At 59.1% G+C, this 24,746-nt stretch carries 17 protein-coding genes; 7 read left to right on the top strand and 10 right to left on the bottom strand.

Annotated elements, in window-relative coordinates; genetic code table 11:
- The first annotated feature begins 15 nt into the window (after positions 1 to 15).
- Positions 16 to 483 carry a hypothetical protein gene (locus HKX44_RS17490; protein ID WP_276152763.1) on the top strand — a complete coding sequence of 156 codons (468 nt, stop codon included), beginning with the start codon at positions 16 to 18 and terminating at the stop codon, positions 481 to 483.
- 194 nt (positions 484 to 677) lie between these two features.
- Here the strand turns inward: HKX44_RS17490 and HKX44_RS17485 are convergent, their stop codons facing one another.
- From HKX44_RS17485 to HKX44_RS17475, 3 genes are all read right to left on the bottom strand, one after another.
- A complete protein-coding gene (locus tag HKX44_RS17485; protein WP_276152764.1) occupies positions 678 to 2,993 on the bottom strand; it encodes a M23 family metallopeptidase in 2,316 nt (771 codons plus the stop codon).
- Between the two features lie 3 nt (positions 2,994 to 2,996).
- Entirely contained in the window at positions 2,997 to 4,421 is a 1,425-nt protein-coding gene (locus tag HKX44_RS17480; RefSeq protein ID WP_276152765.1) for a hypothetical protein, read from the bottom strand.
- 89 nt (positions 4,422 to 4,510) lie between these two features.
- Positions 4,511 to 4,945: a DUF1036 domain-containing protein gene (locus HKX44_RS17475; RefSeq protein WP_276152766.1), complete on the bottom strand. Its 435-nt coding sequence runs from the start codon at positions 4,943 to 4,945 to the stop codon at positions 4,511 to 4,513.
- A 150-nt stretch (positions 4,946 to 5,095) separates the two neighbouring features.
- Between HKX44_RS17475 and HKX44_RS17470 the strand changes: the two genes are divergently transcribed.
- The 6 genes from HKX44_RS17470 to HKX44_RS17445 all read left to right on the top strand — a co-directional run bounded on the left by HKX44_RS17470 (position 5,096) and on the right by HKX44_RS17445 (position 9,117).
- Positions 5,096 to 5,608, top strand: coding sequence for a hypothetical protein (locus HKX44_RS17470; protein ID WP_276152767.1), 513 nt, complete (start codon positions 5,096 to 5,098; stop codon positions 5,606 to 5,608).
- 141 nt (positions 5,609 to 5,749) lie between these two features.
- Positions 5,750 to 6,178, top strand: coding sequence for a hypothetical protein (locus tag HKX44_RS17465; RefSeq protein ID WP_276152768.1), 429 nt, complete (start codon positions 5,750 to 5,752; stop codon positions 6,176 to 6,178).
- 49 nt (positions 6,179 to 6,227) lie between these two features.
- The gene (locus HKX44_RS17460; RefSeq protein WP_276152769.1) at positions 6,228 to 6,869 is read left to right on the top strand and encodes a MotA/TolQ/ExbB proton channel family protein; all 642 of its coding nucleotides are present in this window, start codon (positions 6,228 to 6,230) and stop codon (positions 6,867 to 6,869) included.
- Entirely contained in the window at positions 6,838 to 7,341 is a 504-nt protein-coding gene (locus HKX44_RS17455; protein WP_276153149.1) for a biopolymer transporter ExbD, read from the top strand. Before HKX44_RS17460 ends, HKX44_RS17455 begins: the two co-directional genes overlap by 32 nt.
- Before the next feature lies 1 nt (position 7,342).
- Complete coding sequence (locus HKX44_RS17450) at positions 7,343 to 7,747, top strand: biopolymer transporter ExbD (protein WP_276152771.1); 405 nt, start codon at positions 7,343 to 7,345, stop codon at positions 7,745 to 7,747.
- Positions 7,744 to 9,117: a serine/threonine protein kinase gene (locus HKX44_RS17445; protein ID WP_276152772.1), complete on the top strand. Its 1,374-nt coding sequence runs from the start codon at positions 7,744 to 7,746 to the stop codon at positions 9,115 to 9,117. Before HKX44_RS17450 ends, HKX44_RS17445 begins: the two co-directional genes overlap by 4 nt.
- Positions 9,118 to 9,204: 87 nt before the next feature.
- Here HKX44_RS17445 and HKX44_RS17440 read toward each other — a convergent pair whose 3' ends face one another.
- From HKX44_RS17440 to HKX44_RS17410, 7 genes are all read right to left on the bottom strand, one after another.
- On the bottom strand, positions 9,205 to 11,283 hold the full coding sequence (locus HKX44_RS17440; RefSeq protein WP_276152773.1) for a serine/threonine-protein kinase: 2,079 nt from the start codon (positions 11,281 to 11,283) through the stop codon (positions 9,205 to 9,207).
- The gene (locus HKX44_RS17435) at positions 11,280 to 12,083 is read right to left on the bottom strand and encodes a protein phosphatase 2C domain-containing protein (protein ID WP_276152774.1); all 804 of its coding nucleotides are present in this window, start codon (positions 12,081 to 12,083) and stop codon (positions 11,280 to 11,282) included. The genes HKX44_RS17440 and HKX44_RS17435 overlap by 4 nt, the downstream gene beginning before the upstream one ends.
- Positions 12,080 to 12,763 carry a type VI secretion system-associated protein TagF gene (gene tagF / locus HKX44_RS17430; RefSeq protein ID WP_276152775.1) on the bottom strand — a complete coding sequence of 228 codons (684 nt, stop codon included), beginning with the start codon at positions 12,761 to 12,763 and terminating at the stop codon, positions 12,080 to 12,082. Before tagF ends, HKX44_RS17435 begins: the two co-directional genes overlap by 4 nt.
- 1 nt (position 12,764) lies before the next feature.
- Positions 12,765 to 16,388, bottom strand: coding sequence for a type VI secretion system membrane subunit TssM (gene tssM, locus HKX44_RS17425; RefSeq protein ID WP_276152776.1), 3,624 nt, complete (start codon positions 16,386 to 16,388; stop codon positions 12,765 to 12,767).
- 6 nt (positions 16,389 to 16,394) lie between these two features.
- The gene (icmH, locus tag HKX44_RS17420; protein WP_276152777.1) at positions 16,395 to 18,068 is read right to left on the bottom strand and encodes a type IVB secretion system protein IcmH/DotU; all 1,674 of its coding nucleotides are present in this window, start codon (positions 18,066 to 18,068) and stop codon (positions 16,395 to 16,397) included.
- Positions 18,068 to 19,402, bottom strand: coding sequence for a type VI secretion system baseplate subunit TssK (gene tssK, locus HKX44_RS17415; protein ID WP_276152778.1), 1,335 nt, complete (start codon positions 19,400 to 19,402; stop codon positions 18,068 to 18,070). Before tssK ends, icmH begins: the two co-directional genes overlap by 1 nt.
- Before the next feature lie 125 nt (positions 19,403 to 19,527).
- Positions 19,528 to 24,746 (bottom strand): autotransporter-associated beta strand repeat-containing protein (locus HKX44_RS17410; RefSeq protein ID WP_276152779.1); only part of this gene is annotated, 5,219 nt, incomplete at its 5' end.

The following is a 24,746-nucleotide window of genomic DNA, read 5'->3' as shown; positions in this document are numbered from 1 at the left end:
ACGAAGGAGAGAGTAATGGCTGCTGATAAGATGGAATGGGTACTTGTCCAAAAATACGGTACGGAGCCGATCGGTGCCGTCGGATTTATTGGAAAGGATGCGGTCTCGGTTGTCGCCTTCTTTGATGATCGTGACGGTAACAGCGACGGCAAAATCAGCATTGGCGAACGTCTTGCTGCAATGTTGTCCCCGATCAGCATCGAAGGGCGCAATGTCGTCGAAGTGGCGATGCAGGCACGATATGACCTCGACATCCTGCAACGCGATGCCAGCTTTGGGAATATGGCGTCGAAAATGTTCCTGAACTTTGCCCGCGGTCTGGTGCTTGACGGGGTCTATGCAGTCTACTTCGCCCGCGGTGTAAAGATGACCGGCAAGGGCATTGCAAAATACATTGGCGGCGGCACCGTGAAAGAGTTTGCCGTGCGCAAGGGTTTCGAAAAAGCCGTGAAAGAAGCGTTCAACGCCAGCACCGCGCGGTAAATTCAGCCCTTTTGCCCTGCGCCTTTCGGGTGTTTTTGGCATTTCATGAATTGCAGTAAGAATACGTTTTCCGACGTCCTTCACAGGTCGGGAAACGTTCTTTTGCCCCGTTGAGCAACCATGGCCCGACAGAAGCGCGCGTCTCAGCTGCGTCCGGCACAGGACGTTCATTTCAAACGTAACTGTCCACGCTTTTACATCTCGACCAACATCGCATCCACCGCGGCGCGATATGCCAAGGCGTGAGGGGGAATACGCCGCACGGGCGCGGACGCTCGCGGCGTTTTGCCCTTGCGCCGCATCTTGCGGTCCGACCATGCCCGCAGATCAGCAATGCTTTTTCCGCGCAGAAACGGGTTCGCATTGACCACCTGCGCGCCCATCACGGACAAGACGCTGGCCTCCGGATTGGCGCGCAGGGCGGTATGCGCCCCGCCCGGCCCCAGAAAATGCGCCAGATATAACCGCCCGGCAGTGATCTTGTGACCGCGCGCGCGCAAGAAAGCTTCATTCTCGCGCGCCAGATTGCGCACCATTTCACGGCTAAGCGCCGGGTCCGTGCGCAGGGCCAGCAATTGCGCACGGCTCATCTTGCGTACCAAATCGGGCCGGTAGTCCCGCATCATCCGCAGCCATGTGCTTTGGATAAATTGCCCCAGTCCCGTCGCTGTCGAAAGCGGGTTTTTCGCGGTTGCAACACCCGCACTTTCAACGCGGATAATCTGGTTTACCAGGGCATCAACCGCCTGTGTTGCGCGGCCTTCACCGCTGCCGCCATAGGTCAGTGGATCAACCGGTTTGCCACCCGCATGTAATTCGAAATGCAGGTGCGGACCCGTGCTGCGCCCTGTGGTTCCGACAAAACCGATGACCTCGCCTGCGGCGACCTGTGCCCCTTTCTTCAAGGATTTAGCAAAAGCGTTCAAATGCGCATATCGCGTTTCGACACCGCCACCATGATCCAAATAGATCACGTTGCCATATCCCCCGCCATCACCGATCCGTGTCACGCGCCCTGCCGCAACCGCAAGAACCGGCGTGCCCGTGGGCGCGGCCCAATCCACCCCATTATGGTTGCGCACCTGATTGAGGATCGGATGGTGACGCGGCCCGAAACCCGATGTTTTGACCCCATCCACCGGCACCAGAAACCCACCTCCCAAACTTACGCCGCCCCCCGATGGCGCGTCAAAGTCAAAACAGCTGAAATCATCGGCACTGGCCAGCACGTAACAGCGCATGGTCTGTGTTGGCCCATGGATCCCGACATAGAGAACCGCGCCGAGGCCGCGCCCCGCCGGCCCCGGATCCGCCGCTCGTAAAAGCACCATTTCATCCCCGTCCGCCACGAACCGATCCAGATCAAACCGTTGCGACATCAGTACAATCAATTCGCCCACAATACTGGTCGACATGCCGTTACGGATCGCCGCAGAATAAAGCGCATCCAGCAAGCGCACCTCGCCGGGTTTGCCCGCCTCCTGCCTGACCTTACCCGAGCGCGACAAGAGATCAGCGTCAATCCAAGGATCAGCAGCCGGTTCGAAACGCCCCGCGCCAACCTGTGCAAGACTGGCCAGATACCCTTGAGGGCTATAGACCGACATCTGCATTAGCTGCCCCGACCGCCCCCCGGGGCGCATCCGCAGCGCCACCACAGAACCGGTGGCCAATGGGCTGAGCAAGGTCAGTTTCTGCGATGCTGCGCGGGCGATGCCCGCCGCCTCGCTCATACTCAGCCCACCAGACATCAACACATTCGCCAGATCACGCGGGGCCTGAAGCACGATGATCTCGTCTTTATACAACTGTTTTCGCTGGCTCTCGCGCAGGGTAAGTGCGGTGCTGGTAGTGTTCTCGATCTGCGTTTCCACATAAACCGCTGCCGTTGCCGCTTCTTGTGCCGGTCCGATCAAGGTGCCCCAACTGCTTTCTTCCTCAACGGCCACAACCTGACCCTGCGTTGCTGGTGCAGCCATGGGTGTTTGGCGCACCGCGCGCAGTCCCTGACTGCGCTGTGCTTTAAACAGGGCAAAATCATCCCGGCTGGACGGCAGGGTTGTGACCAACCGGCGCTCTGCCACAAACAGTCTGTCCTTAAGGGCGAGAACCGCATCAGGCCCGTTGCGCATCAATCGCCCCTGCGCAAAACCGGTCGGGGCCGGCAGGTTCTTCGATAGATCGCTTTTGGTTCCGGCAAAATGCAGGATCATCGGATCACGGCGCAAATCAATGAAAGAGTTCACCCGTTCAACATCAATCGAAGACCGGGCATTCTCCCCGCTCTGGACCAATGCGAAGGCTTCCTCGTCCGCCCCCTCGGCATTTTCCGCCATCACCGCGACGTTGCCGCCAGTGCCCCGATACCAGCCGGCAATCCCCCACAACAAACCCGCAAATGCGCCCAAGACCAAGGCCACAGCGCAAATGCGCAGCGTGCTGCGTCGGCGACGTCTATCGCGGGCCTGCTGTGCAGTTGTCCGAAAACGGGGGTCGACATCAAACGGCATATGTTACCGGAACACGCCGCCCAGCCTGCCGCCAGAAATGGTTCGCTTGGGGGCCGCCTTGGCCGCTGGTTTTGGGGCGGCGCGCCGCGTTGTTGTGCGGGGCTTGGTGGCGGCACGGCTGGTTGTGCCGCTTGAGGATCGCTTGGCCGTGGCGCGTGGCGCAGCGGCGGCAGCTACCGGCGCAGGGCAGGTTATATCATCTTGCAGAACAATCTGCCGGAACAACTCTACCGACGGATCTTGCGACACCGCCTCCACCCCGTCGATTTCGTCAAAGTAACGCCCGACAGAACGGCGCGACCCCGGCCCCCATTTGCCATCTACCCCCGAGGTGTAACAGCCCATCCGGGACAACTCTGTTTGCAGCGCAGCCGCCAAAAGCGGCGACGGCGGATCAAAGGCACCTGATCCCACCAATGTGGCGAATAGCGCTGCATCCTGTGCGCGCAACGCCCGGCGGGCCTCAAGGTTTTCATAACTGATTTCATTACTTGTCACCTCGCCCAACGGTTCAGCAGGTGAAAAGGACGCCAAGGTCAGGTCTTCGATGATACCCACAATAATCGACGGTTCCGGCAGGCCAGCCGCACGGGGCAGTGCTGCTTGTTGGGCCTGTGGCGTCGGGGCGAAAATCACCACTTCACCTGCATCCGGTGACGCAGAGACCGACGCCGTTTCCAAAGCAACAGGCATCAAACCAACATTTGCAGACGGGGCGCTGACCGGCGTCAAAGACACCACAGAGCTGGTAACCACATCATCACTGATCAAGGAAACGACCGGTGCAACCGGCAACGGTGCCCGCAACACAAGATCGTCCTGCAAGTCAGAGCGCACCGTCACAGCCGACAATAAGCCACCCAGTGACGTATCCGCCTGCAATTTTGATTTCAGCAGATCGGTCAGCCGCATCCCGATTTCGGGACAGGTACCGTCACCGCCAGCAGACACCGCGCCGAGCATCTCAAGACCCGGTTGCGACAATGGCAAGACCGGACGGGCATTTTGCATCGGACAGGTTTCAACCAGCAAGGCCAATTTGGACACCCCAGCATTGACCAAGCCACCAACGACATCGTCAAACCGCAACGCGCCGCCCTCAAGCACAATTCCGGCACCGTCTTCTGTCAAAGGACCGGTCAGGTAAACCACCGCACGCTCACTGCCGTTTAACGCCTCAAGCGCGGCAACAGCGGCCGCGCGCGGTTGATCGCGCAGCATCTGGACGGCTTCAAGCCCTCCAGTGCGCAAGGCACCCGCAGCATAAAACGCATCGGAAAAAGCACTGGGCGATTTCGGGCCGGACTGTCCGATCACAACACCTTGCCAGTCCTGCGCAAAGGCCGGTGCCGGCACCATCAAACCGGCTGCACATCCCAAGGAAGCCGCCCATTTGCGGATACTGAAACCTGCTCCGTTAAGGATCATGGTGCCCGAACTCCTGTTAATACATGCACCCTACATCAAACATCCACCACAGGGCGAGTCGTGATTGGAACTTTCTCCCTACAAACCGATCAGCCCGGTGGTGGATACACAAAGAGCGTCCAACGCTCGCTTTTGCGGGTATCCACCTCGTGAAACCGGGCCTCGATCAACCCGCGCACAAGGCAATCGCCCTCGCCTCTGATCTCAAACCGGTCCGGTGCCACACACATCGGCGTTGCCCCCGTCAAAACCTCGCGGCCAAATACATCCTTGGCAAAAACATAGAAATACCGTGCCGTCAGAATGTCATCTATCACATTGGCACATTGGTTCGGGCCGATCGTCCACCAACCCGATGTATTAAACGCCGTGCGGTCATAGGCGCCAAGAGCCACATTGATCACGTCAAATGTTTGGTTACAGACGGCAAATTGCGCGGCCGCACGGGCAGGCAACAACGAGGCCAGCCCCAAGGCGCAGACCACAAGGCCGGTCAAATTTCGCGATGTTGGACGATCCGTCACAAAATTCCCTGTAAATATGTGGCCAGATACTGTCCTGAAAATCTCATGGTTTCAAATGGTTCTACAGGGTTGCGTGAGGAATATACCACAAGTTTGACGGTTAACGATAATAATGCTGAAAAACAACGCGTTTTGGTGTATGGTTCGGGCATGATACGTCTTTTTGGCATCACAATTGGTTTGGTTATTCTGACCGTCGGGGGCGGCATTGGGCTTTCCAATGCGCATGGCTCTGCGGGTAAGGCTGCGGTTTCGACGCCTGAACCATTCGCGCCGGACAATGCCGAATTGCGCCGGCAAGCCTGGCCTGTTCAGGATAAGTTGACAGCGCAGGCACCCACTGCGGATGAAATGTCGAATATCGTTTCCAAAGACGTCTCGCGGGCAAATGTCCTGCGTTGGCGGCTGTTTGGCTCCGAACTGGCACCGCAAGCAGGACACCGCCCTAAATCACGTGCGTCTGCGCCCACACAAACCGCGCACGCCTCTGGCGATCTGGTGTTTGACGCACCCGTCATTGCGCCCGCAGCAAGGCCGGCAACCGCCATAAAACCCCAACACCGTGTCGTTACAAGACCACGCTCTGTTGATACACCTGCTGTCGCAAAGCGCAGCATGCACGGCGCACCGAAACCCGAATTTCTGATCGGCGTTTTCCGCTAATTCGCCGCGGCCCATTGCGGGCGGTGAATTTCCTTTTCCAGACCATAAAATCCTTGTCCACCTTGTGATTCTGATTGACTTGTCGCACAGTTCGCGGCGCTATGGTCAGGCAATTGATTTATGAATTTGCAAGGAAGACACATGTTATTTAAGCGCCTTATTGCCTCCACCTTCGCCGCCACATTCACCCTCGCTGCACCATTGTATGCGCAGGAAACCCCTGTGTTTTCATTGGAACTCAACGGGGCTACAGAAACCGAAGCAGGCAGTTGCAGACTGACCTATGTCGCGGCCAATCGCACCGGCCAAGCTCTGGACAGAACCGCCTATGAAGTGGCCGTATTCGATTCTCAAGGGGCCGTGACCCGCCTTTTGGTGCTGGAATTCGGTGGGCTGATCGAAGGGAAAACCAAAATCTTGCAGTTTGATCTGGCCGGCACGCCCTGCGGGGCCATTTCACGTATTGTGGTCAATGATGCTGCGGCCTGTGTGGTTGCCGGTGCAGAAGCCCCTATTTGTATGCAGTCACTGACCGCCTCTTCACGCACAGCAATTCAGTTCGGCATCTGATCCACGGATCACGACGTGCTTTGGCGCGGATGACGTCAGAAAGGATGTTATGGAACAGGTCTTTGGGACTTCTTTGAACCCTGCCACTCTGGTGGTTTTTCTTGCTTTGGCGATCCTGTCGCTCATGTCGGTAACGGTCTCAGTCTTCAAACTGGTTCAGTTTGCCCGGATCGGAGTGGGCAAACGCAAACGTGCCGAGGAAATTCTTGATACATGGCTGTCCGGGCGGGGGGATGACGCAATGCGGCTGGCTTCTGAACGGAAATCCGTTCTGGCGCGCATTCTGCAAGCGGTGTTTTCAGGGGTGCAGGCAAAGCCGGGTGAAACCGCCTATGCCGAAGAGCTGGGGCGGCAGACCGCAGTGATTGAACTGGCCCGCATGACCGAGAAAATGCGCCTTTTGGAAATGGTGGTTCAGGCCGCCCCGATGTTGGGCCTGTTAGGGACCGTTATCGGCATGATTGATGCCTTTTCGGTTCTGTCCCTATCGGATGGCGGCGTTGATCCTGCAGCCCTTGCCGGCGGCATCTGGACCGCCCTGACCACCACGGCTGTAGGGCTTGCAATTGCGCTGGTTGCCTACTTCTTTGCCAGCTGGTTCGAAAGCCGGATCGACCGGGAACGCAATCTGATCGAGGCGGCTATTTCTGCCGCGATTTATGGTCGGGTTGACCCAACCGCAAAGGCATAGCGGGGGCGTGTCCGGCGGATTTTCCCTTAACCTACCCAAGCGGCGGACCAATTACCGTTTCGCGTTAACACCCTTGGCTGATGCCATGTTCCAGCTGCTGATTTTCTTTATGCTGTCTTCTGGACTGACGCCCTATTCGCTGCTGCCGTTCCAAAGTGCGCAGGCACAGGTTGACCCCTCTCCAAGCGTGGCTGGCGAAGAGGGGGAAGACCCCGAGCCACCCGCAGCCGAGGAGGCTGGCGATGTCGCCCTCTGGACCATCGAAGCCGAGGCGGTTCTGGTTGGCGGGCAACGTTTTGGGTTTGAGGCGCTGGATGATCTTGCCGGTGCGCTTGGCACGGCAGGATCCCCCGGCGCGGTGGTGCTGATTGTGCGTCCCTCCGCGCAGGTGCAGGATATTACCACTGTTCTGGCCCGTCTCAGCGCCGCCGAGGTGGCCTCGGTTCAGGTCAGCATCGGGGAGGAGTTCTAGAATGGCCCCCCGTCGTCGTCCCCTGCCCCGCCCAAGTGAACCGATCAGGCCGGATGTTTCACTATTCATTGTGAACATCGTGTTGCTGTTGATCCTGTTTTTCCTTGCCACCGGGTCTCTGGTCAGCACGCCGGACGAAGGCGTGCGCATCTCCGAAACCCGTGATTTGCCGATTGATAAACTGCCCAAGCCAGTGCTGATTGTCGAAGACGACGGCAGGCTGACGCTTGACGGCAAAGAGGTGACCGCGGACGGGTTGCCGCAGGCGATGGTCGGACATCAGATCTTGCATGTATTGATTGACCGGACCGCGCCCGCCCTTGATCTTTTGAAACTGGTCAACCGGCCCGGGATGGAAAATCTTGATATCCGGCTTGTCACCATCCACCGGCGGGAGGGCGCATGAGTTTCCTTCCCTATAGCGGTGCTGGCCCGGGGGGCTGGTGGGCTGCAACCGCAGGTGCCGTGGTACTACATGGTGCCGCCATCGCCATCGGATTTGGCGGGTTGCAAAATATTCTGGCCGTGGCCGCACCTGACCCCGAGGACCGCCCGGAATACACCATCACCATTGCGCCGCTCGACAGCGACACCATCGCCGGCCTGCTAGAACAGGAAGGCGAAGCAGGAGCAGATGATGGTAACGGCATTGATCCCGCAACGCCGGAAACCATCGACGATGCGGACCCCGAGGAACTGGCCGCACTTGCCCCCGAGGAAACTGTGCCTGCGGAACCCGTTGCACCGGAACCGGTGGAGCCAGAACCAGTTGCGCAAGAACCTGAAAAACCTGCCACATTGGAACCTGAAATTCCGGAGGCATTGGAAGCGGTACCCGCCGCACCACTCGAGGCGGAGCCTGAAACTGTCCAACCCGTAAGTCCCGCGACAACAGAGCCGCTTGATACCGGTCCGTTGATCCCCGAAACGGTCACCGCTCTGCCTTCAGCCCCCGCGCTGAGCCCGGTTGTACCTGAGGGAACTGCCGGGTTGATCACGACGCCGGTCCCTTCCGCTGGTGAAGCCATCACGCGGGTGCGCCCAGAGGCCGAGGTGATCCGCCCTGCCGCCGCCACAGGTACCGTGGTCGCCGCCGTGGGCCGCCGGCCCGATACGACACCGCCAACACCACGCCCCGCGGCACCAGCCCCTTCCGCACAGGACATCGCGGTCGGTGACCTGTTGCGCCGGATCAAAACCGCAGTGACCGACCCCTGTCTGCTGGCCCTGCCGCGGCGGGATGGGACAGAGGGTGTTGGCCTGGCGTTGATTGCCAGTTCCGACGCTGCAATGGCGCGGTTCAGCGACGCGGTATTGAACGAAGCCGATAGCGAAATACGCCAGACCCGCGTGTTGATTGATGACCGGCAATGTGGCGCATTGAACTATGTGCGGCTGAACCGCGATTATCCGGCCACCCAGTTGGGCCTGCGCCTTGATGCCGCTGAAGTGCCCTCTGGCGGCAATCTCACCGGAGTTTTACGTGGCACTGCGGGACGCTATGTCACCTTGCTGTTGGTTGATAACAACGGTGTGGTTCAAGACCTGCAACGTTTCATGTCGTTCTCGGGCAATTTCGCGCGTTTCGACGTGCCCGTCACGCGGCCAGGCGCGCCCCGCGACACCAAGCAAATCCTGCTTGCGATTGCCACACGGCGTCCGTCAACCGACATAAAGAACCGCGCCGGACAGCTGGCGCAGGATGTATTCTCTAATCTGTCAGGTGAAATCGCCAGTCAAGCGGCCCTTGCCGTTGCCACATTCGACGTCCGCTAAACCCGAACCGCTCATAGCCTCCTAAACTCAATTAATTCAATGCGTTGAGTGATGTTCTTTGTGTCAGACCGTCTTTGCCGAAGTGCCTTAACCCTCTGGTGGCAACAACCTGACATACCCCAAACTCGCCGAGGCTGCTCCTTTGCGGTTGGAAACCTCCTCAAGCACCAGCGCCAGAAGTTCGGCCGCAGGAATGCCGTCACCCGCTGTTGCCGTACGCGCCAGCGGACTGTCGCTTGCAACGATCAGCACCAGTTGCGGCACGGCCTCTGATCCCTTCGCCAGATTAAGACCAAAATTCAGGCTGCGTTGCCCGCCGACGGGATCTGACAAGCGCTCTGTCAGATTAAACAGCGCCCCGCTCGGCGTGATCAGCGCGGCCCAAACCGCCTGCCTGCCAATATCTCCGATCCGCACCGTCATGGCTTGCCCCGAGATCATCTCATCTCTGGTCATTTCGATCCGTGGTGCCTCACGACCACGGCCCTGAAGCGCGTGGGTGAACTCAAGTGCGGCGCATTGATCCGGCGTGATCTGGCGCGGCAAGATCGCAGGGCGTGCGCCGAACTTCTCCTCATAAGCGACAGGCAACCCGGCCAATTCCTCTCCGGTTGGCGAAAACACCTCGATCATTCCAGCGTTGCGCCCCGCTGGCACCCGCGCCAGCAGGATACATCTGCCGGCGTCGAACTCGGCCAGAAAACCGGCACGGGTATTTGTCCGCCGCCCTGGCATCCCCGCCGTCTGGGCCTCAATATCAATACCCGACTCCGGCAGCGGTGGGGCCTCGCCAAACATGCCCATCTGCCATGCCCCCACTCCAACGGCGGCACTGATCGCGACAAACGACCCAACCAGCAACCCAAGCGCCTTGCTGGGGCCGCTGGGTTCTGGTTCTGCACTGGCCCCCGCCGATGGGGCCACGGTCTGGGGTGAAATGGTGCTGGGGTAAATACTGCGCTGCGTGAGGCCAGCCGTTGGCATCTGTAACCCATGCGGCGGCGCGGTGAATTGCCCCGAGCCCGTGGTTTCGGCCGGAAAGAAGCCCATCCCCTCACGATAGGCCGGCGGAATCAACTCGGGATGGTCCACCATCCTGCCCACCAACTCCATCGAGGCGGGGCGGCGGGTTTCATCAGGTTCCAACATGTGGCTCAGAATCGGACGCAAGGCCATCGGCACCGCCGACAGATCGGGGATGGTCAAACGCGATTGCACCGCCACAACGATAGAGCTGCCCATATCAAGCGGCGTCCCAATCGCCGCCGCCGCCGTCAGCAAGGCAAGCCCGTAAATATCCGCTGGCGAACTAACCTCGCCACCGCCCAATTGTTCCGGGGCCACGTATTTATATTTACCGGCGAACTGTCCGTGGGTTGTGCCTTCGGTGACGACTGTGGATTTGGCAATGCCGAAATCAATCAAGCGAGCCTGACTGACATCACCACCGGGCAACATCACATTATCCGGTGATAGGTCACGGTGGGTGACCCCCTGTTCATGGGCCTTGGCCAATCCGCCGCTCAGCCGTTTTAACAAGGTCAGCACCGCCGGCACAGGCAGGGCACCGTGTTCTTTGATATGATCCGAAAGTGGAATACCCTCGATAAATTCCATGACCAGAAAATACTGATCCAGATCACGGTCATGGACATAGTTGTAATAGCGAACAATCGCCTCATGGGCGAGCTGGCGCAGGGTGCGCGCCTCGCGTTTGAACATCAGGCCGGCTTTTTCATCTTCGGCCAGTTCCGGCAAGATTGCCTTGATCGCGACGGGATCGCCGGTGCCGATTTCCACACCACGATAAACGGCCCCCATGCCGCCAGACTTCAGAACCTGATCAATCCGGTAATTATTGTTGATTGTGGTGCCGATCCCCAAAGCGGTGCTTTGCGGCTTTACCGGTGCCACGCCCACTGGCGGATCAAGCGGAGGAACATCCGCAGCCGGCAGCCCCGACGCAGAAGGTGGCGGAGCGTTATTCGGGTCCGGTGTATTGGCAGACGGGTGCGCCTCGAACTGCGTGCGTTCGGCATCCTCTGCGATGTCTTGCGCCGATGGGGCAACTGGCGGGCGGCTTACGATCCGCGTCTTGTCGTCATCCTCATCGTCCGATACCGGTGGCACGCTTTGGCTTCCCTTGCTGTTGTCTTTCCCGCTCACAATACCGACCTTGTATCTAGACTACTGTTATCGAGATCATACAGCATCTCATCTTCCGCCGGCGGTGGCGCATCCGAACAACGTATAACGATTACTGTGACGTTATCACGCGCGCCCCGCCGCACTGTCTCATTTATCAGCTCCGCACTGGCGTCTTGCGGTGGGTACCTCAACAGCGTTTCTGCAATTTCCGCATCCGCAATGTGTTCTGTCAACCCATCCGAGCAGATCAGGAATAAATCGCCCAGCTGCAATTCTCCGCTGACCCGTTCGCAGAGCGGTTTGTCACTGACGCCAATCGCCTGTGTGATGACGTTCTTGCGGGGCCAGTTCTGCGCTTCCTCTGCGGTAATTGATCCGGCATCCAGCAGGGCGCGGGCCTCGGTATGATCGCGCGATTGCTGGGTAAGTTGCCCGCCGCGCAGCAGATACAAACGGCTGTCGCCTGACCAGATACAGTCAAAGCGGGTTTGATGCACCAAAAGCGCGGCCACAGTTGCCCCGATCATGCCCCCCTCTAACGCCGCCGCCTGAGCGCGGATAATGTCATTGGCCCGCGTCAGCCGCTCGTCAAACCGCGCGACCAGATCATCCGCCGAAACGGCGACCCCGATCGAGTTCAGTTCATGCACAATGGTCTGGCTGGCAAAATCGCCAGCGGCATGTCCGCCCATGCCATCGGCAACCACCCACAATCCGTATTCGGGCCGCGACAGGTAGCTGTCCTCGTTAACTTTGCGTTTACAGCCGACATCGCTGCCCTGCCCGGTTTCAAAGGTGAAAAAATCGTTCCGGTTCACGCTCCGTCCTCCGCAGTGCCGGCCACCCCGCCCAAAAGCCAGCCCAGTGCTTGCGGTTCCGGCATTCCGGCACAGCCCAGCCATGTTGCCGCGCGGTTGACATCATCAACCCGGCCGCCTGTCGCCCACCAGTATGACCGGCTCAACTGTGCGCGGGCGCTGTCCGGACCGGACGCCGACACAAGCAGGGCCGCCAAATTCCCTTCGGGGTGATGGGCCCAAAGTGTCGGCCCCGTCGCGGCGTGGTCTTCCCCTTCGGCTGGAATCTCTATGTCCATTCCGTCCAGCAATGCCGCGCCCCCGTGACCGGCGCGCATATTGTCCAAATGTGCCGCCATGCTGTCCCAGACAGCTTGATTGGTACTCTCCCCCAAAGGCACGGTAACATCAGCACCTGCCGCCAAAATGATCAATGGAAAGCGCCGCCCGACACGATCACGTGACGGGTGCAGAATGCCCACAACCGTCTGCCCAAAAACCGCGCGCCCGATCCAGAACCGCACATCCTGCGCACCATCCCAGAACGGGGGCCATCCCTCTCCCATCTGATCACGCAACACCGGCAGACAGGCATCAAGCCACCCGTTCATCACATCAACCAATGGTTCGGGAATGCCCGCCTGAAGAAAATCGCCATAGTCGGGATGTTTGCCCATGATGCCAATGACTGCGTGATGCATCTTATTGCTCCATCGACGCAGGGCAGGAGAAATCGGCCAGCTCGCGCATCAGGAACGGCACCGTGGTGCTGTTGAACTCGATCCGGTAGGTAATCGTGCGCCCGCCAACTTCATGGGTCACATCTACCACATTGTTGCTGACACGTGATCGGCCTTTGCGCAGAAAGTTCACGATGTCCCAGCGGCCTTGCGCAAAGGTGATATGCGACTTGCGGTCATCTGCGGCGGGGAACAGCTCAAGCGCCACACCTGAACTTTGACCCGGCCAGCTGAGCGCGGCGGGGATGCTGTCAGGCTGAGTGCGTACCGATCCGCCGTTCATCGACAGGATCGCCAGTTCAACCGAGGGCGAGGAACTGAGATGGGTCACAGACATATCCACCTTTGGTTCCGATGATCCCGTCGCAAAAAACGCCAGCTGGATCGCCTGCGCGCGGTCGAACTGCTTTAACGCGGCAATAGAAAGAGTCTGGCCGATGGTGCTGTCCGGGGCCGGCATCAACCCGTTTGGCCCGCGTATTACATGCGGTTGCAGATATGACGTATAAAAACTGTCCATCCGGCCACCGGGTCCAAAGAACTGCCCGAAGACCGCCGGCGACAGGTGCCGTCCCGTGCCAAAAGGATAAAGCGGCGCAATCAGATCACGACAGAATTGTGAAACTTCATCGTTCAACGCGCGGTTCAATTGCGTCATGGTGGCCGCCGTCGCAACGGCACGGAATTCGCTATCCACCTCGTTCAGCATTCGCGCAAGATCATCGGGCAGTGCGGTATTGTTGCGGGTCAGCGACGACAGAGACTGACTAAGCATGGTTTCATCCGCCGGGGTCGGGGCCACCGCCGATTGACGCCGGTTCTCGCGCAGGTCCTCAAGATTGGCGAGGATAATATCAATCGGACGGTTCGGAGCCTCACCTTTCAACAGGGCGTGCCATTGGGCAAAATCATCGCTCATCCGTTCGACCTGTCGACGTTGGGTGTCTTCTGCCACCGCATTACCCGCGCGGGTCTGAACCTTGCCCTTTTTCGCGATGTTATCCAGCACAACCCGCTGGAACACACCTGACTGGCTGTAAATCCGGCGGAAAACCGCGTCTCCCATCCCATCACTCAAGGCACCACTGGCAATCTGTTCCGCTGAAATATCGCCGATCTGATCATAAAGCCGCGTAAGCCGCGTTTCTTCCTCTACCGCCTCGACATATTCCAGCAGGGGCGAGGCAACCGAGGACGACAAAACCGCCAGCGCATCATAGCTCGGGGCATCCGTCGACAAGGGGCCAAGGCCGATCCGGCCAAACATCTCGCGCCAGGCATCGTTAAATTCAATACGGTAGGACCGGTGCAGATCACGTTCCAGATTGGACAACTGCGCCTCATATCCGACCCGTCCGGCGGCATCTCCCAGCACCCATTGGTCATCCCGCAACCGGTCGCGGGCGGTCGTCAGCTCCTCAAGGAAAAAGCCCCAGTACCCTTCGAACGTATAAATTCCCGGGACCCCAACCGTGTCGAGGGGGCTGCCGTCGGTCGTGTCGAACACCCGTGCAACCTGCCCCGAAACCCGCTCGACCAGATTAAAGTCGGGCACGCCGGATAACACCGCGCGATCCTTGATAGAGGCATAGGCCTGATCCGCCAGGGGCAGGTTCACAATCGCCTCGCGCGCGCTGCGCACAATCTCGGGATCAATACGCAGGGCCGGCAATCGGTCCTCGTCCAGCGATAACATCGCCGCCAGATGGGCGTTGATCCTGTCACGTTCATCCGCCTGCCCTGGCCCAGAAAACAACTGCCCCCAAACCTCTTCAAAATAGGCTTCGATCGCGGCGTCATCACCCTGCCCTTCGCCCTGTCCACCCAGCAACAGATAAACCTTGAGCGCGCGATAGATGCCGCCGGTGTCCTGATCTGCAATCAGCTGCGGAATCTCGTTTTCCAGATGCAGGATCATGCGTGGACGCAGCATCCGCTCCAAACCGTCGGAATAGGCCCGATCCGCAGCCAGCGACACCTCACGATGACGAGACAGGCCGAACCCCTCCCAGACTGGCGGCTCACGGGTGTCACCATATCCGGCGGTCATGTTGCGCAAATCTTCAAGGTGCAACAAAATGACAGAGGGGTCTGTGTTATCAACAAGAGGGCGCGAAATCTCGCGACGCGCCTTGCCGAAATAACTCTGCGCTTCCAGATCGGCCGTGCGCAGCAAGGTGGCGTTCTGCCAGAAGCTAAACCCGAAAGCCCCCATCGCCGCCATGGTCGCCCCCACGATAATGGCAACCGCACCGGTTCGCAGAATGCGCGCACGACGGATGGCTTTATAGTCAAAGCTTACCCAATCGCGCTCCTCGAATATCACCCGCTTGAGAAGGTCGTGCAGAAAGAAAGATTTGCCCTTACCGGACATAAACGAAGGCTGGAATTCAGCACCGTCCTGATTGCGCGACATCGCCCCCAGAACCTGATCAATCGGCGTACCTTCCTGTGTTCCCGAGGTGAAATAGAATCCGCGCAGGATGGCATTGGTTTTGTAACGCGTCGGTTCAAACACCTGCCGGATGAACTCTGCCACATTGGCCCGCATCATCGCCATCTGACCGGGCAGGCCAAAAACCGCAATGCGGCTGACCCCGTCAGGCTCTTCATTCATCCGGTCAATCACTTCGTCGCTCAGCCGCGCCAAAAGCGTGTCGAATTCGGCTTCTACATTTTTATAGGTCTCTGCCTTGCGGTCCTTAGTCTGAAAGGTCACACCCCAGACGTTCTTACGCCGCATCGTGCTGAAGCTGGCGAAATATTCACGGAAACCGGCGATTAAATCGGCCTTGGTGAACAGCACGTAAACCGGAAAGTCGATCTTGAGCTGCGCATGAATTTCACCCAAGCGTTTGCGCACCGTCTGGGCATGTGCGGCAAGGTCCTCGGGTGTGGCGTTCAACATCTGCTCCACCGAAAACGCCAGAATAACGCCGTTGATCGGTTGATCGGGGCGCCCGTTTTTCAGCAGGTTCAGGAACGATCCCCAGCTTGCCTCGTCTGCAACCGCATCACTGTCTTGTGTGGTATAACGCCCTGCCGTGTCGATCAGCACCGCGTCCTCGGCAAACCACCAGTCGCAATTGCGCGTGCCGCCAAAACCGGCACCCTGTTCGGGCATTGCATCGAGCCCCGGGAATTCAATGCCCGAGTTGCGCAGCGCCGTTGTCTTGCCCGCGCCGGGGGGCCCAATGATCACATACCAAGGCAGATCATAGAGGTAATTCTTGCCGCCGGATTTCTTTAACTTGTCCAGCGCCAGCTTCATGTTCTCGGCCAGCACCTTGCCGTCGCCGGTCTGATCCGGGAGCAGGCTTTCTTCCAACTGGCGAGCTTTCTTGCGCCGGGACCGCCAGCGCAAAAGATAGATCAGCCCGATCAGCCCCAGAATACCGGCAATCGACAAGGCGCGGGCAAACACCGTGCTGATGGCCGCGTAACCGGTCAGCGGGAAACCAAACCAGATCGCGGCAAAAACCGCAGCAAAGCCGCAGAGGATCAGAAACGCTTTGCCCCATTTAGACTTGAACATCCGTTGCAGCAGCCGGAACAGCCTGACCACCGGATTAAAGATCGCGCGCATGTCAGCCTACTCCGGTGATTCTTCTCTGGGGATCATAATCTCAACCCTGCGGTTACGGGCGCGCCCCTCTCGGGTGGTGTTATCAGCAATCGGATCAACGGCGCCTTTGCCTTCAACAAGCAGGCGCGCAGGATCAATCAGCACACCCTCCAGAATTCCGGCCACGGCTTTGGCGCGGGCAACTGACAGATCCTGATTTGTTTTGAACTGCCCGCGCCCGGTGGGCGGCACACTGTCGGTATGGCCAACAACCCGCACCGGACCTTTTTCATCGTCAAATGTGCGTCCGATCGTAGCGGCCAGCGTACCGAAATCACTGGTCAATGTGGCGGACCCTGACCCGAATTGCAGCACATCACCAACCCGTACAAACACCCAGTCATTGGTCCGGGCGACCTCGACCTGCCCTGCCGCAATTTCATCGGCAAGTGCGGCCCGGATACGTTCCAGCTGAGTTGACTGCGGGGCCTCATAACCGCGCACAATCGGCGCGGTACGTTCAATGGTGACAGGCGGCTGACCGGCATGTAGCGCCAGAATGCGCCCGCGCACCTCGGCCCCTTCACGGGTCAACAATGTCGAAAGCGTTGCAAAAAGCGACACCACCATCACCGTTGCGATGGCCGCAATCACCCAAAGCGGCGTCCCGCCCTGCCGTCGTTTCCCGCCCAAAAGAACCGGTGTCCAACGCACCGAGATATCATCATCCGGGCGCGGCTGTACGCGGCGCAGGGTTTCATACATCGCGGTACGAATCCGGCTAAGTTCGACACTACCGTTCGGCATGGCGCGGTATTGCCCCTCAAAGCCCAACGACAGACAGGTCAACATCAACTCAATCAGGTTGAACCGTTGCCCCGGCGCGCGCATTGCCTCATCCATCTTTTGGAAGAACCCGACACCGGAAGAGCGTTCACCAAAAAACCGCGCGACCATGGAATATTCCATCCACGTACCACGATCCGCCCCCGGCAGGTTCTGCACAATATCATCCGCCGTTGCGCAAAGCGCGTATTTCGCATCAAACACATCCTGCTGGCCCACACCGGCGTTCAGGGCGTTCCGCTCGAACACGTCAATTTCACGGGTCACATGATCTATCAGCGGCGCCGGCTGCATATCCACCAGACCTGTGCGCAACCGCCCGAGCAGGATCAACAATCCCGACGCGGCCCGCACCAGTGGGTTCGATGACCCGCCAGTTTCAGGCCCCGCCGCCCGCAAAGCATCCTGAAAGGCGATCCGCGGGCGCGGCGCATATTGCGGTGTCTCTTGGGCAGCACGAATTTCGGGAAAAATCTCGGATCCCGCGGGGCGCTGTCCGGTGCCCGGCTGGTACAGGGGTTGCTGCGCTACCGGCTGGCCATAAGGTGTCTGAAGCGGAGGCGGAGGGGGTGGCGCATATGCCGGTTGTTGCGGCATCGGGGGCTGCGGTTGTGGGCTTAACGCCCCGCCAAGCCAAGTGTCATCCGGGCCGGGATTGTTTATTGGTTGCTGCGCCGGGGCGACCCGTCCGCCACTGGGCGGCACGCCGCTGGCCGGTGACAGGGGTTGACCAAAAACGGTCTTATCCGATCCGTCGTCACTCGCAGCCACAGGGGGCGTTTTCGCCGCAGGTCCACGCGGCTCGGGCAGCGGCAACCGCTGGCCAAAAACGGTTTTGTCGTCATCATCCGACATCACGCGCTCTCCGGGATGGCCCACATTTCTAGTTTCAGATCCGGCCAATTGCCCGCGAAGTGCATACCGATGGCCGGAGCGGTTGAAAATTCCCGCCACAGTTCGGTGGACTTATCCAGCACGAAATAGACATTGGTACTCACCACCCTGATCTGTCGCGGCGGATTGGGCAAATGCACAATCCCGATGCCAGGCAGGTTGTTGTTGATGATCTGTTTCATACTGGTGGACGGGCCAACCTTGGCCAGCTGCGGGAACTGGGTCTGCACCTGTGACAGAGGCAGACCCGAGCTGACCTCGATCACAAAGGTTGCCTGTGCAAACAGGTTACGGTCATTAACCAGCGCGGCATAGGAATTGGCCCGCACTTCTTTCAGCGGCAGGCGGATCGCGCGCCCTACGTCACGGGCCAGCAACCGCTGGATGTCCTGCACAACAGGGGTAAAGCTGGCTTTGGGGTTCTCATGCTCATAGCGGGCATAGTTCGGCGCGCGCCTTCCAGCCTGATCAAAGGTAGACAGTTCTCCCGCCAGCCCGATCAGTTTCTCATACAACCGTTCCGGATGCACTGCCGCCATCCCTTTCAGGTGTTGCAGCACCGGCAGTTCACGGTTCAACACCATCAGCATCAGGTAATCCGTGGCCTGCATCCCGCCGCCTGATGACGGGTCTGAGGCAAAGCGCGCCAGCGTCTCCAGCTTGGCCTCGATCCAACCGACAACACGGCTCAGGTACCCCTCGTAAGCGTTATGCACCCGTACCACCAAACCGGTGGGCGGCACCGTATCATCCAGCGTCACAATGCCATCGCGCATTTCAATAATGCGTCCCAGATGAATGTTTTGATAGCCTGGGCGCGGGGTCTTGCGCAGCACCAACTCAAGCCGCGGATTGGCAATTTCCAACGTCTGTTCATTGCGCGAAGCCGATGAGGTCTCTGTCACGGTTTCTGTCGACAACACATATCGCGTGGCGGCATTGCCCCCCTGCGTGGATACATTTTGCCCGCCAATGCTGACATCCGGCAAGGTCAACCAGATCGACAACCCCTGTGCCTCTTCCTCAGGGACGGGCACCGGCAATGGCAGCGGTGCGCCCGCCGGTGCGTCAAACGACGTGCCATCCGGGAAAATACCCGCCACCGCAGTCAACCCGATCTTGGCCTGCTGAGCCAGATCGCGGTTAAACCGCAGCTCGCTTACTCCCCATGGATAGGGTGTAATGTCAGCCGTGCGCGCCTGCACCAACCGCTCCACGTGGCGGTCGGCCTGCTGCATGTGGTGAGGATGCAAAAAAAGCCCCTCTTTCCAGGCTACCTTGCTGGTCCAAGACATCTGCGGACGGTTTCCTTGTTCTTTGGTACGCGCAACGCACGCGCCGTTGTTTTGGTGTCCTGATCAGTGTGGCCACCCCTGACCGCGGGGTCAAGCAGGGGTGGTACGGTTCAGTGTGTTAACCCTTAGAACTGGAACCGCATTTGCCCTGTTATGCCATAACTGTCCAGCCCGCCTGAGAACCGTCCATCAATCCGCAACGAAGCATCAAACTGCCGCGCACCACCGGGCGCACCGGGCTGAAGCAGCTTGGTATAATTCACCCCAAGCGACACCTCTGCATAGGCCCCGAGATTGCTGCTGGTTGTGGTCAACGGCTCGCCTTCGGGCAGACCATTGGCATCCAGCGCGAAATAGCGTGAGGTCGTATCATCGCCAAAGTCGTGATAATAGGTAACCGTCCCGAACATGTTCAACGCCGCCGTACCACTGGGCAGGACCTTGCTGCGCGACAGGGTTGCCGACACAAAGCCCACGGTGCTGACAATATCGTCAATCATCAGGATGCCATCATCCCCAGCGATGCCCGGTGTGCCGCCGTCAAAGCGCAGGTTGTCCACCGATGTCCGGCTGTGTGAAACCCCAACCGCCGGAACAAAAACCAGACCGGATGCCTCGCTAAGCGGGAAGGCATAGCCGACAGAGCCGCTGATTGTGGTGCTGGTGCTATCGTATTCCTGATCCGCCACCCCAAGGTCATCCAAACCGCCATTCGCGGCACTTTCAACAAAGGCTGTGTTCTTGAGGTCAAAGGACGTCTGGTCAAAGCGCAGCTGGATATCCCCAAACAACCGGCCCCGCGACGCCCCGATATAGGCCCCCGCATAGGTCTGGTTGAAATCGGTGTCGTTCACACTGACCTGTTGGCTGCGATCAAGGCTGATCGTGTTTGGATCAAACTTGAAAACCGGCTGCGACAGGGAACCGGCGTTGGCCCCGATGATACCGCCAAAGCTCAGGTCAAACCCCGCATAGCGGCTGTCAAAACAAGAATAGTCAAACCCGACCTGCAAACCACCATAGCTTGCCGAAAGTTCGGATTCGAAATTGCCGATAGATGTCGATGTCTGGCCAGTCGCATCCGCAACCCCGCCGACACCCCGTGCCCAGCTGCCAAAACCGCAAGGATCGTCGTCTTCCGCTGCCAGACCCGCCACAAACGGGCTGGATGGACGGTTCACCACGGTATTGATCAGTGATTGTGTCAGCGTCAGACCCGAGGCAATGCCGGCAACCGCCGGGTTGGCGCCGGACTGGATAACAAGCGCCTTGCGGTCAGGATCGTTCTGGAAACCATAAATCAGTGCACGACCCGCCGGCAGGCCGGTTTGATCATAGGTAAACCCGTCATCCAGTGACCCGTAGCTGAGAACCGTCATGCCCCCGTCCAGCGTACCAAATTCCTCGCTCATGTCGGTGAAATCAACCTGAACATTACCACTCAGACGGCCGGTCACGTTGATCTGATCCACGCCCTGCCCCTCGGGACTTAGGTTCATATCCGCCGTCACGCGCCCATTCAATTCCGCGTCGCCCGTCACCGTGATCACATCAGCGGTCGACCCGTTCTGCATAAGAATTTCCCCGGACGCCGCATTGGTAAGGTCACCGCCAACCTGATTGGTACCGACTGCCGTCAAGGTCGCGTTGTTGGTGACATTTGCACCAATCACCCCGTCGCCGGACAACCGCAATGTCGCGTCATTCACCAAGGTGCCAGCTGCGACCCGGCCACCATTGCCAATGTTCAATTCACCCGCATTGGCGAAAGCACCCCCCGAGAGGATGCCAGCGTTGCGGATATTTGCCACACCATTGTTGCTGAAGGTGCCATAAGTCAGCGTCCCGATCTCGGCTGTGAACTGAGTATCGTTCACAAAATCCTCAACCCGCGAAACCCCTTCCTGCAATGTGGTTTGACCTGCATTCGTCAACATGCCGTCCACCCGTCCGCGCAGGTTCAGGTCGCTGGCATTGGCAAGATTGCCTGCTACCCGGCCATTCAGGTTGATCACCGCCCCATCGCCCACGCGCAAACGCAATTCTGACGAAGATGCGCTGCCGTTGTTGGTCACATTGCCGGTGACCTCGCCGTTCAGATCAAGAACCGCAGCGTTGAAAATATCGCCGTCAACCGTGCCGCCATCCACGACCGTCAACTGGTCATAGTTGATCACGCCGCCGATGTTGGTCCCCGTGACGGTCACTTCGCCACGGTTCTCAATGGCCCCTGTCTGAGTTCCGGCAAGCGTCACCTCGCCCTCTGCCGCATTCGCAATATTACCGGTCATGGTACCGCCAATGGTCGCACTGCGCCCCGCATTGTTGGTGACATCACCGGTGATGTTACCGTCCGATTGCAGGTTGCCATCATTGGTAATGGCCAGTGCAACACTGCCGGTTTCACCAACGCGAATGGTACCTGTGTTTGACAGGGTGCCACCGCTGGCCGCCAAAGCCCCCTCAACAGTGAGGGTGCCTGTGTTGGTGACCAGACCACCATCATCCAGCGTCGTTGTGCCCGCAGCGATCTCAAGCGCGCCGGCACCGTCATTGGTGATGCTGTCCACACCAGTCAGGTTTCCGGTGACCGTGACACCACCGTCGCCCGCCAAAAGCGCGCCGTCCAACCGGCCCGAAACGCTGGTTGTGCCCCCCAAAGCATCAAGCGGCCCAACAATGGTACCGGTCGAAACCAGAGTGCCATCAGAAACAATAATGCCGCCATTCAGCACACCGGTATTGGTCAGGGTGCCACCGGTCAGAGTTGTCGGACCGGAAACGCGGCCGCTGACCGTTGAGGCACCACCAGAGTTGATCAGGCTGGTTGCCGATCCGGTCAGGAACAATGTCGCAGAGTTGGTCACCGCACCTGCATCAACGCCCAATGTCAAAGTGCCGCTCTGGTTGGCAACCGCACCAACGGTACCTCCGGTCAGCTCAACCGCGCCGCCATCAATTGTAATGTCACCGATAGAACCGGCACTGCTGGTAAAGGTGCCGCCCGTCGCTGCCACATCCCCCATGGCGCCCGTGTTACTTACGGTGCCACCAATAACCGTTGTCGGACCGGTGATCGTACCGCCGTTGTCAAATGTACCAGCAAGATTGCTCAGGCTTTCAACAGTCCCGAGGTTGGTTGCCGTGGCCGAATTGGTCACCGCCCCGGTCTCACCCGCAGCAGCGATTGCCAGTGTGCCCACCTCGTTGACGATCACACCAGCCGCGCCGCCATTGATATCAACCGTCCCGCCCGCATTGGTCACACTGCCCAGCGTGCCGTCGAGGTTGGTCAATGTCCCACCGGTCAGGGAAACCCCGGCCATAGCTGCGCTGTTGGTCACATCGCCCGCGCTGATCGTTGTGGTGCCGCTGACGGTGCCGGCATTTTCAAATGTGCCGCCCGTGATCTCTGCGTCCACCACTTCGCCGGCATTGGTTGTGCTGGCTGCCGAGGTCAGCGTGCCAACCGATCCACCAGTGATGTTCAGCACACCCGACGTGTTGTCCGCAACGGTGACGGTGCCGCCCTGCACCTCAGAAGTACCGCCAGAATTGTTCAACGTGCCCACGGTCCCGGATGTCGAAAACGAACCACCCGAGATATTGGCCGTCGACACATTGCCTGCATTGGTAAAGGTGCCGCTGCTTTGCGACAGGTTACCGACCGAACCAGCATTAGACGCGGTTGCACTGTTGGACATCGAAGCAACACTGCCGCCGGTGATCGTTGCGGTGCCAGAGTTGTTGTTCAGGGATGCAACGCTACCGCCGCCCACAGAAACCGATGCACCATTGTTGGTCAGGGAACCGGTCACACTTCCCGACGTGGAGAACGAACCGCCCGAGACCGTGGCCGTCCCGACAGAGCCGCCGCCCTGATTGGTGAAGGTACCCGCCGTTACAACCGCTGTTGTCACTGTCCCCGAATTTGATGTGTTCGACGCGCTGTTCACCGTGCCGACACTGCCGCCGGTGATGCTCAGAACACCGTTGTTGTTATTCGCTGTCGCCACGCTGCCGCCGGTGACTGTCATGGTGCCGCCAGCAATCGTGGCGGTGCCGCTGACCGTGCCTGCCGAATTGAAGGCCCCCGCGTTCAGGGTCACATCCCCAAGGCTGCCTGAACCGCTTGTTGCCAAAGTCCCGCCGTTGACCGTCGTACCACCGGTAAAGGTGTTCGCCCCACCAAGCCGCAGGGTGTCTGTTCCGTTGTTCACCACCAGCTGACCGCCCGCGCCCGCAATGACACCGTCAAAATCGGTTGTGGTCCCGTTGCCGGTCCCTGCAATATTCAGGGTATTTCCCGAAATATTAACAACACCCGTGCTGGCCCCGGCAAGCGCGCCAATGGTTTCATCCGTTGTCATCAGATCAAGCGTGCCATTTACAACAACCGCACCGGTATCCGCCAGCGTGTTCGCATTACCCAAAAATAACGTGCCGCCATCAACCGTTGTCGGACCTGTATATGTATTTACGTTGGTCAATGTCAGCGTGCCGGTGCCCGTCGGCGTGCCTACGGTCAGCCCGCCCATGCCGGAAATAACACCATCATATGTCGTGGCCAAAGGGGCCGCCGCTAGATCTGTCTGCGCGCTTGTCAGCACATGGGTATCCGCAACCGTAATCGACCCCGTTCCGGTGATCGACCCGACGGTCTCGCTGGCATCAACATCAAAAACAGTACCGGCATTAACCGTTACCGCGCTGGCATCACCAATGGCCCCGCCACCCAAAACTTGCAAAGTGCCGGAAGTGATCGTCGTCGCCCCTGAATAGGTGCTTGAACCCGAGGTCAGAGTGACAACATTCGCCGGTGCCCCGGTGGCAACATCCAACGACACAACACCCGTCGTGCCATTCACAAACGACCCGTTAAAGGCCGCCGTCCCGTTGAACGTAAACGTCGCATCTGCTGCATTTGAGGTGACAACACCTGTGCCCGTCAGATTGGACATAATCGGGTTCTTACCGTTCAGATCCAATATGCCATTCACCACGATGCCATTATCCAACAGGGCGCTGCTTTGGCTGCTGCCCAGAACCAGCTCAAGGTTGCTGGCAACGGTTGTCGATCCGGTGCCAGTGAAATTCGTGCTGTTGACAATAACCTGCCCGCCACCGCCCACAGTGCCATCGCCAAAGGTCATCGTGCCGTTGCGCGTAATGTCACCGGTCAGTGTTGTGACCGTTCCTGTTGTGGCCGCCACTGTACCGCCAGCCGCCGCAACCGTGATCGCATTGGCCACTGTTGAGGTCGCCGTCACATTCAGCGTGCCATTGTCCAATGCAATCGCACCGGCACCGGTGCCAAAGGCATTGGCACCGCCCGCATTGGCAC

This window comes from Sulfitobacter sp. M05 (assembly GCF_029285175.1).
Taxonomy (GTDB): domain Bacteria; phylum Pseudomonadota; class Alphaproteobacteria; order Rhodobacterales; family Rhodobacteraceae; genus Sulfitobacter.
This window is presented reverse-complemented; position numbering and strand designations above follow the sequence as displayed.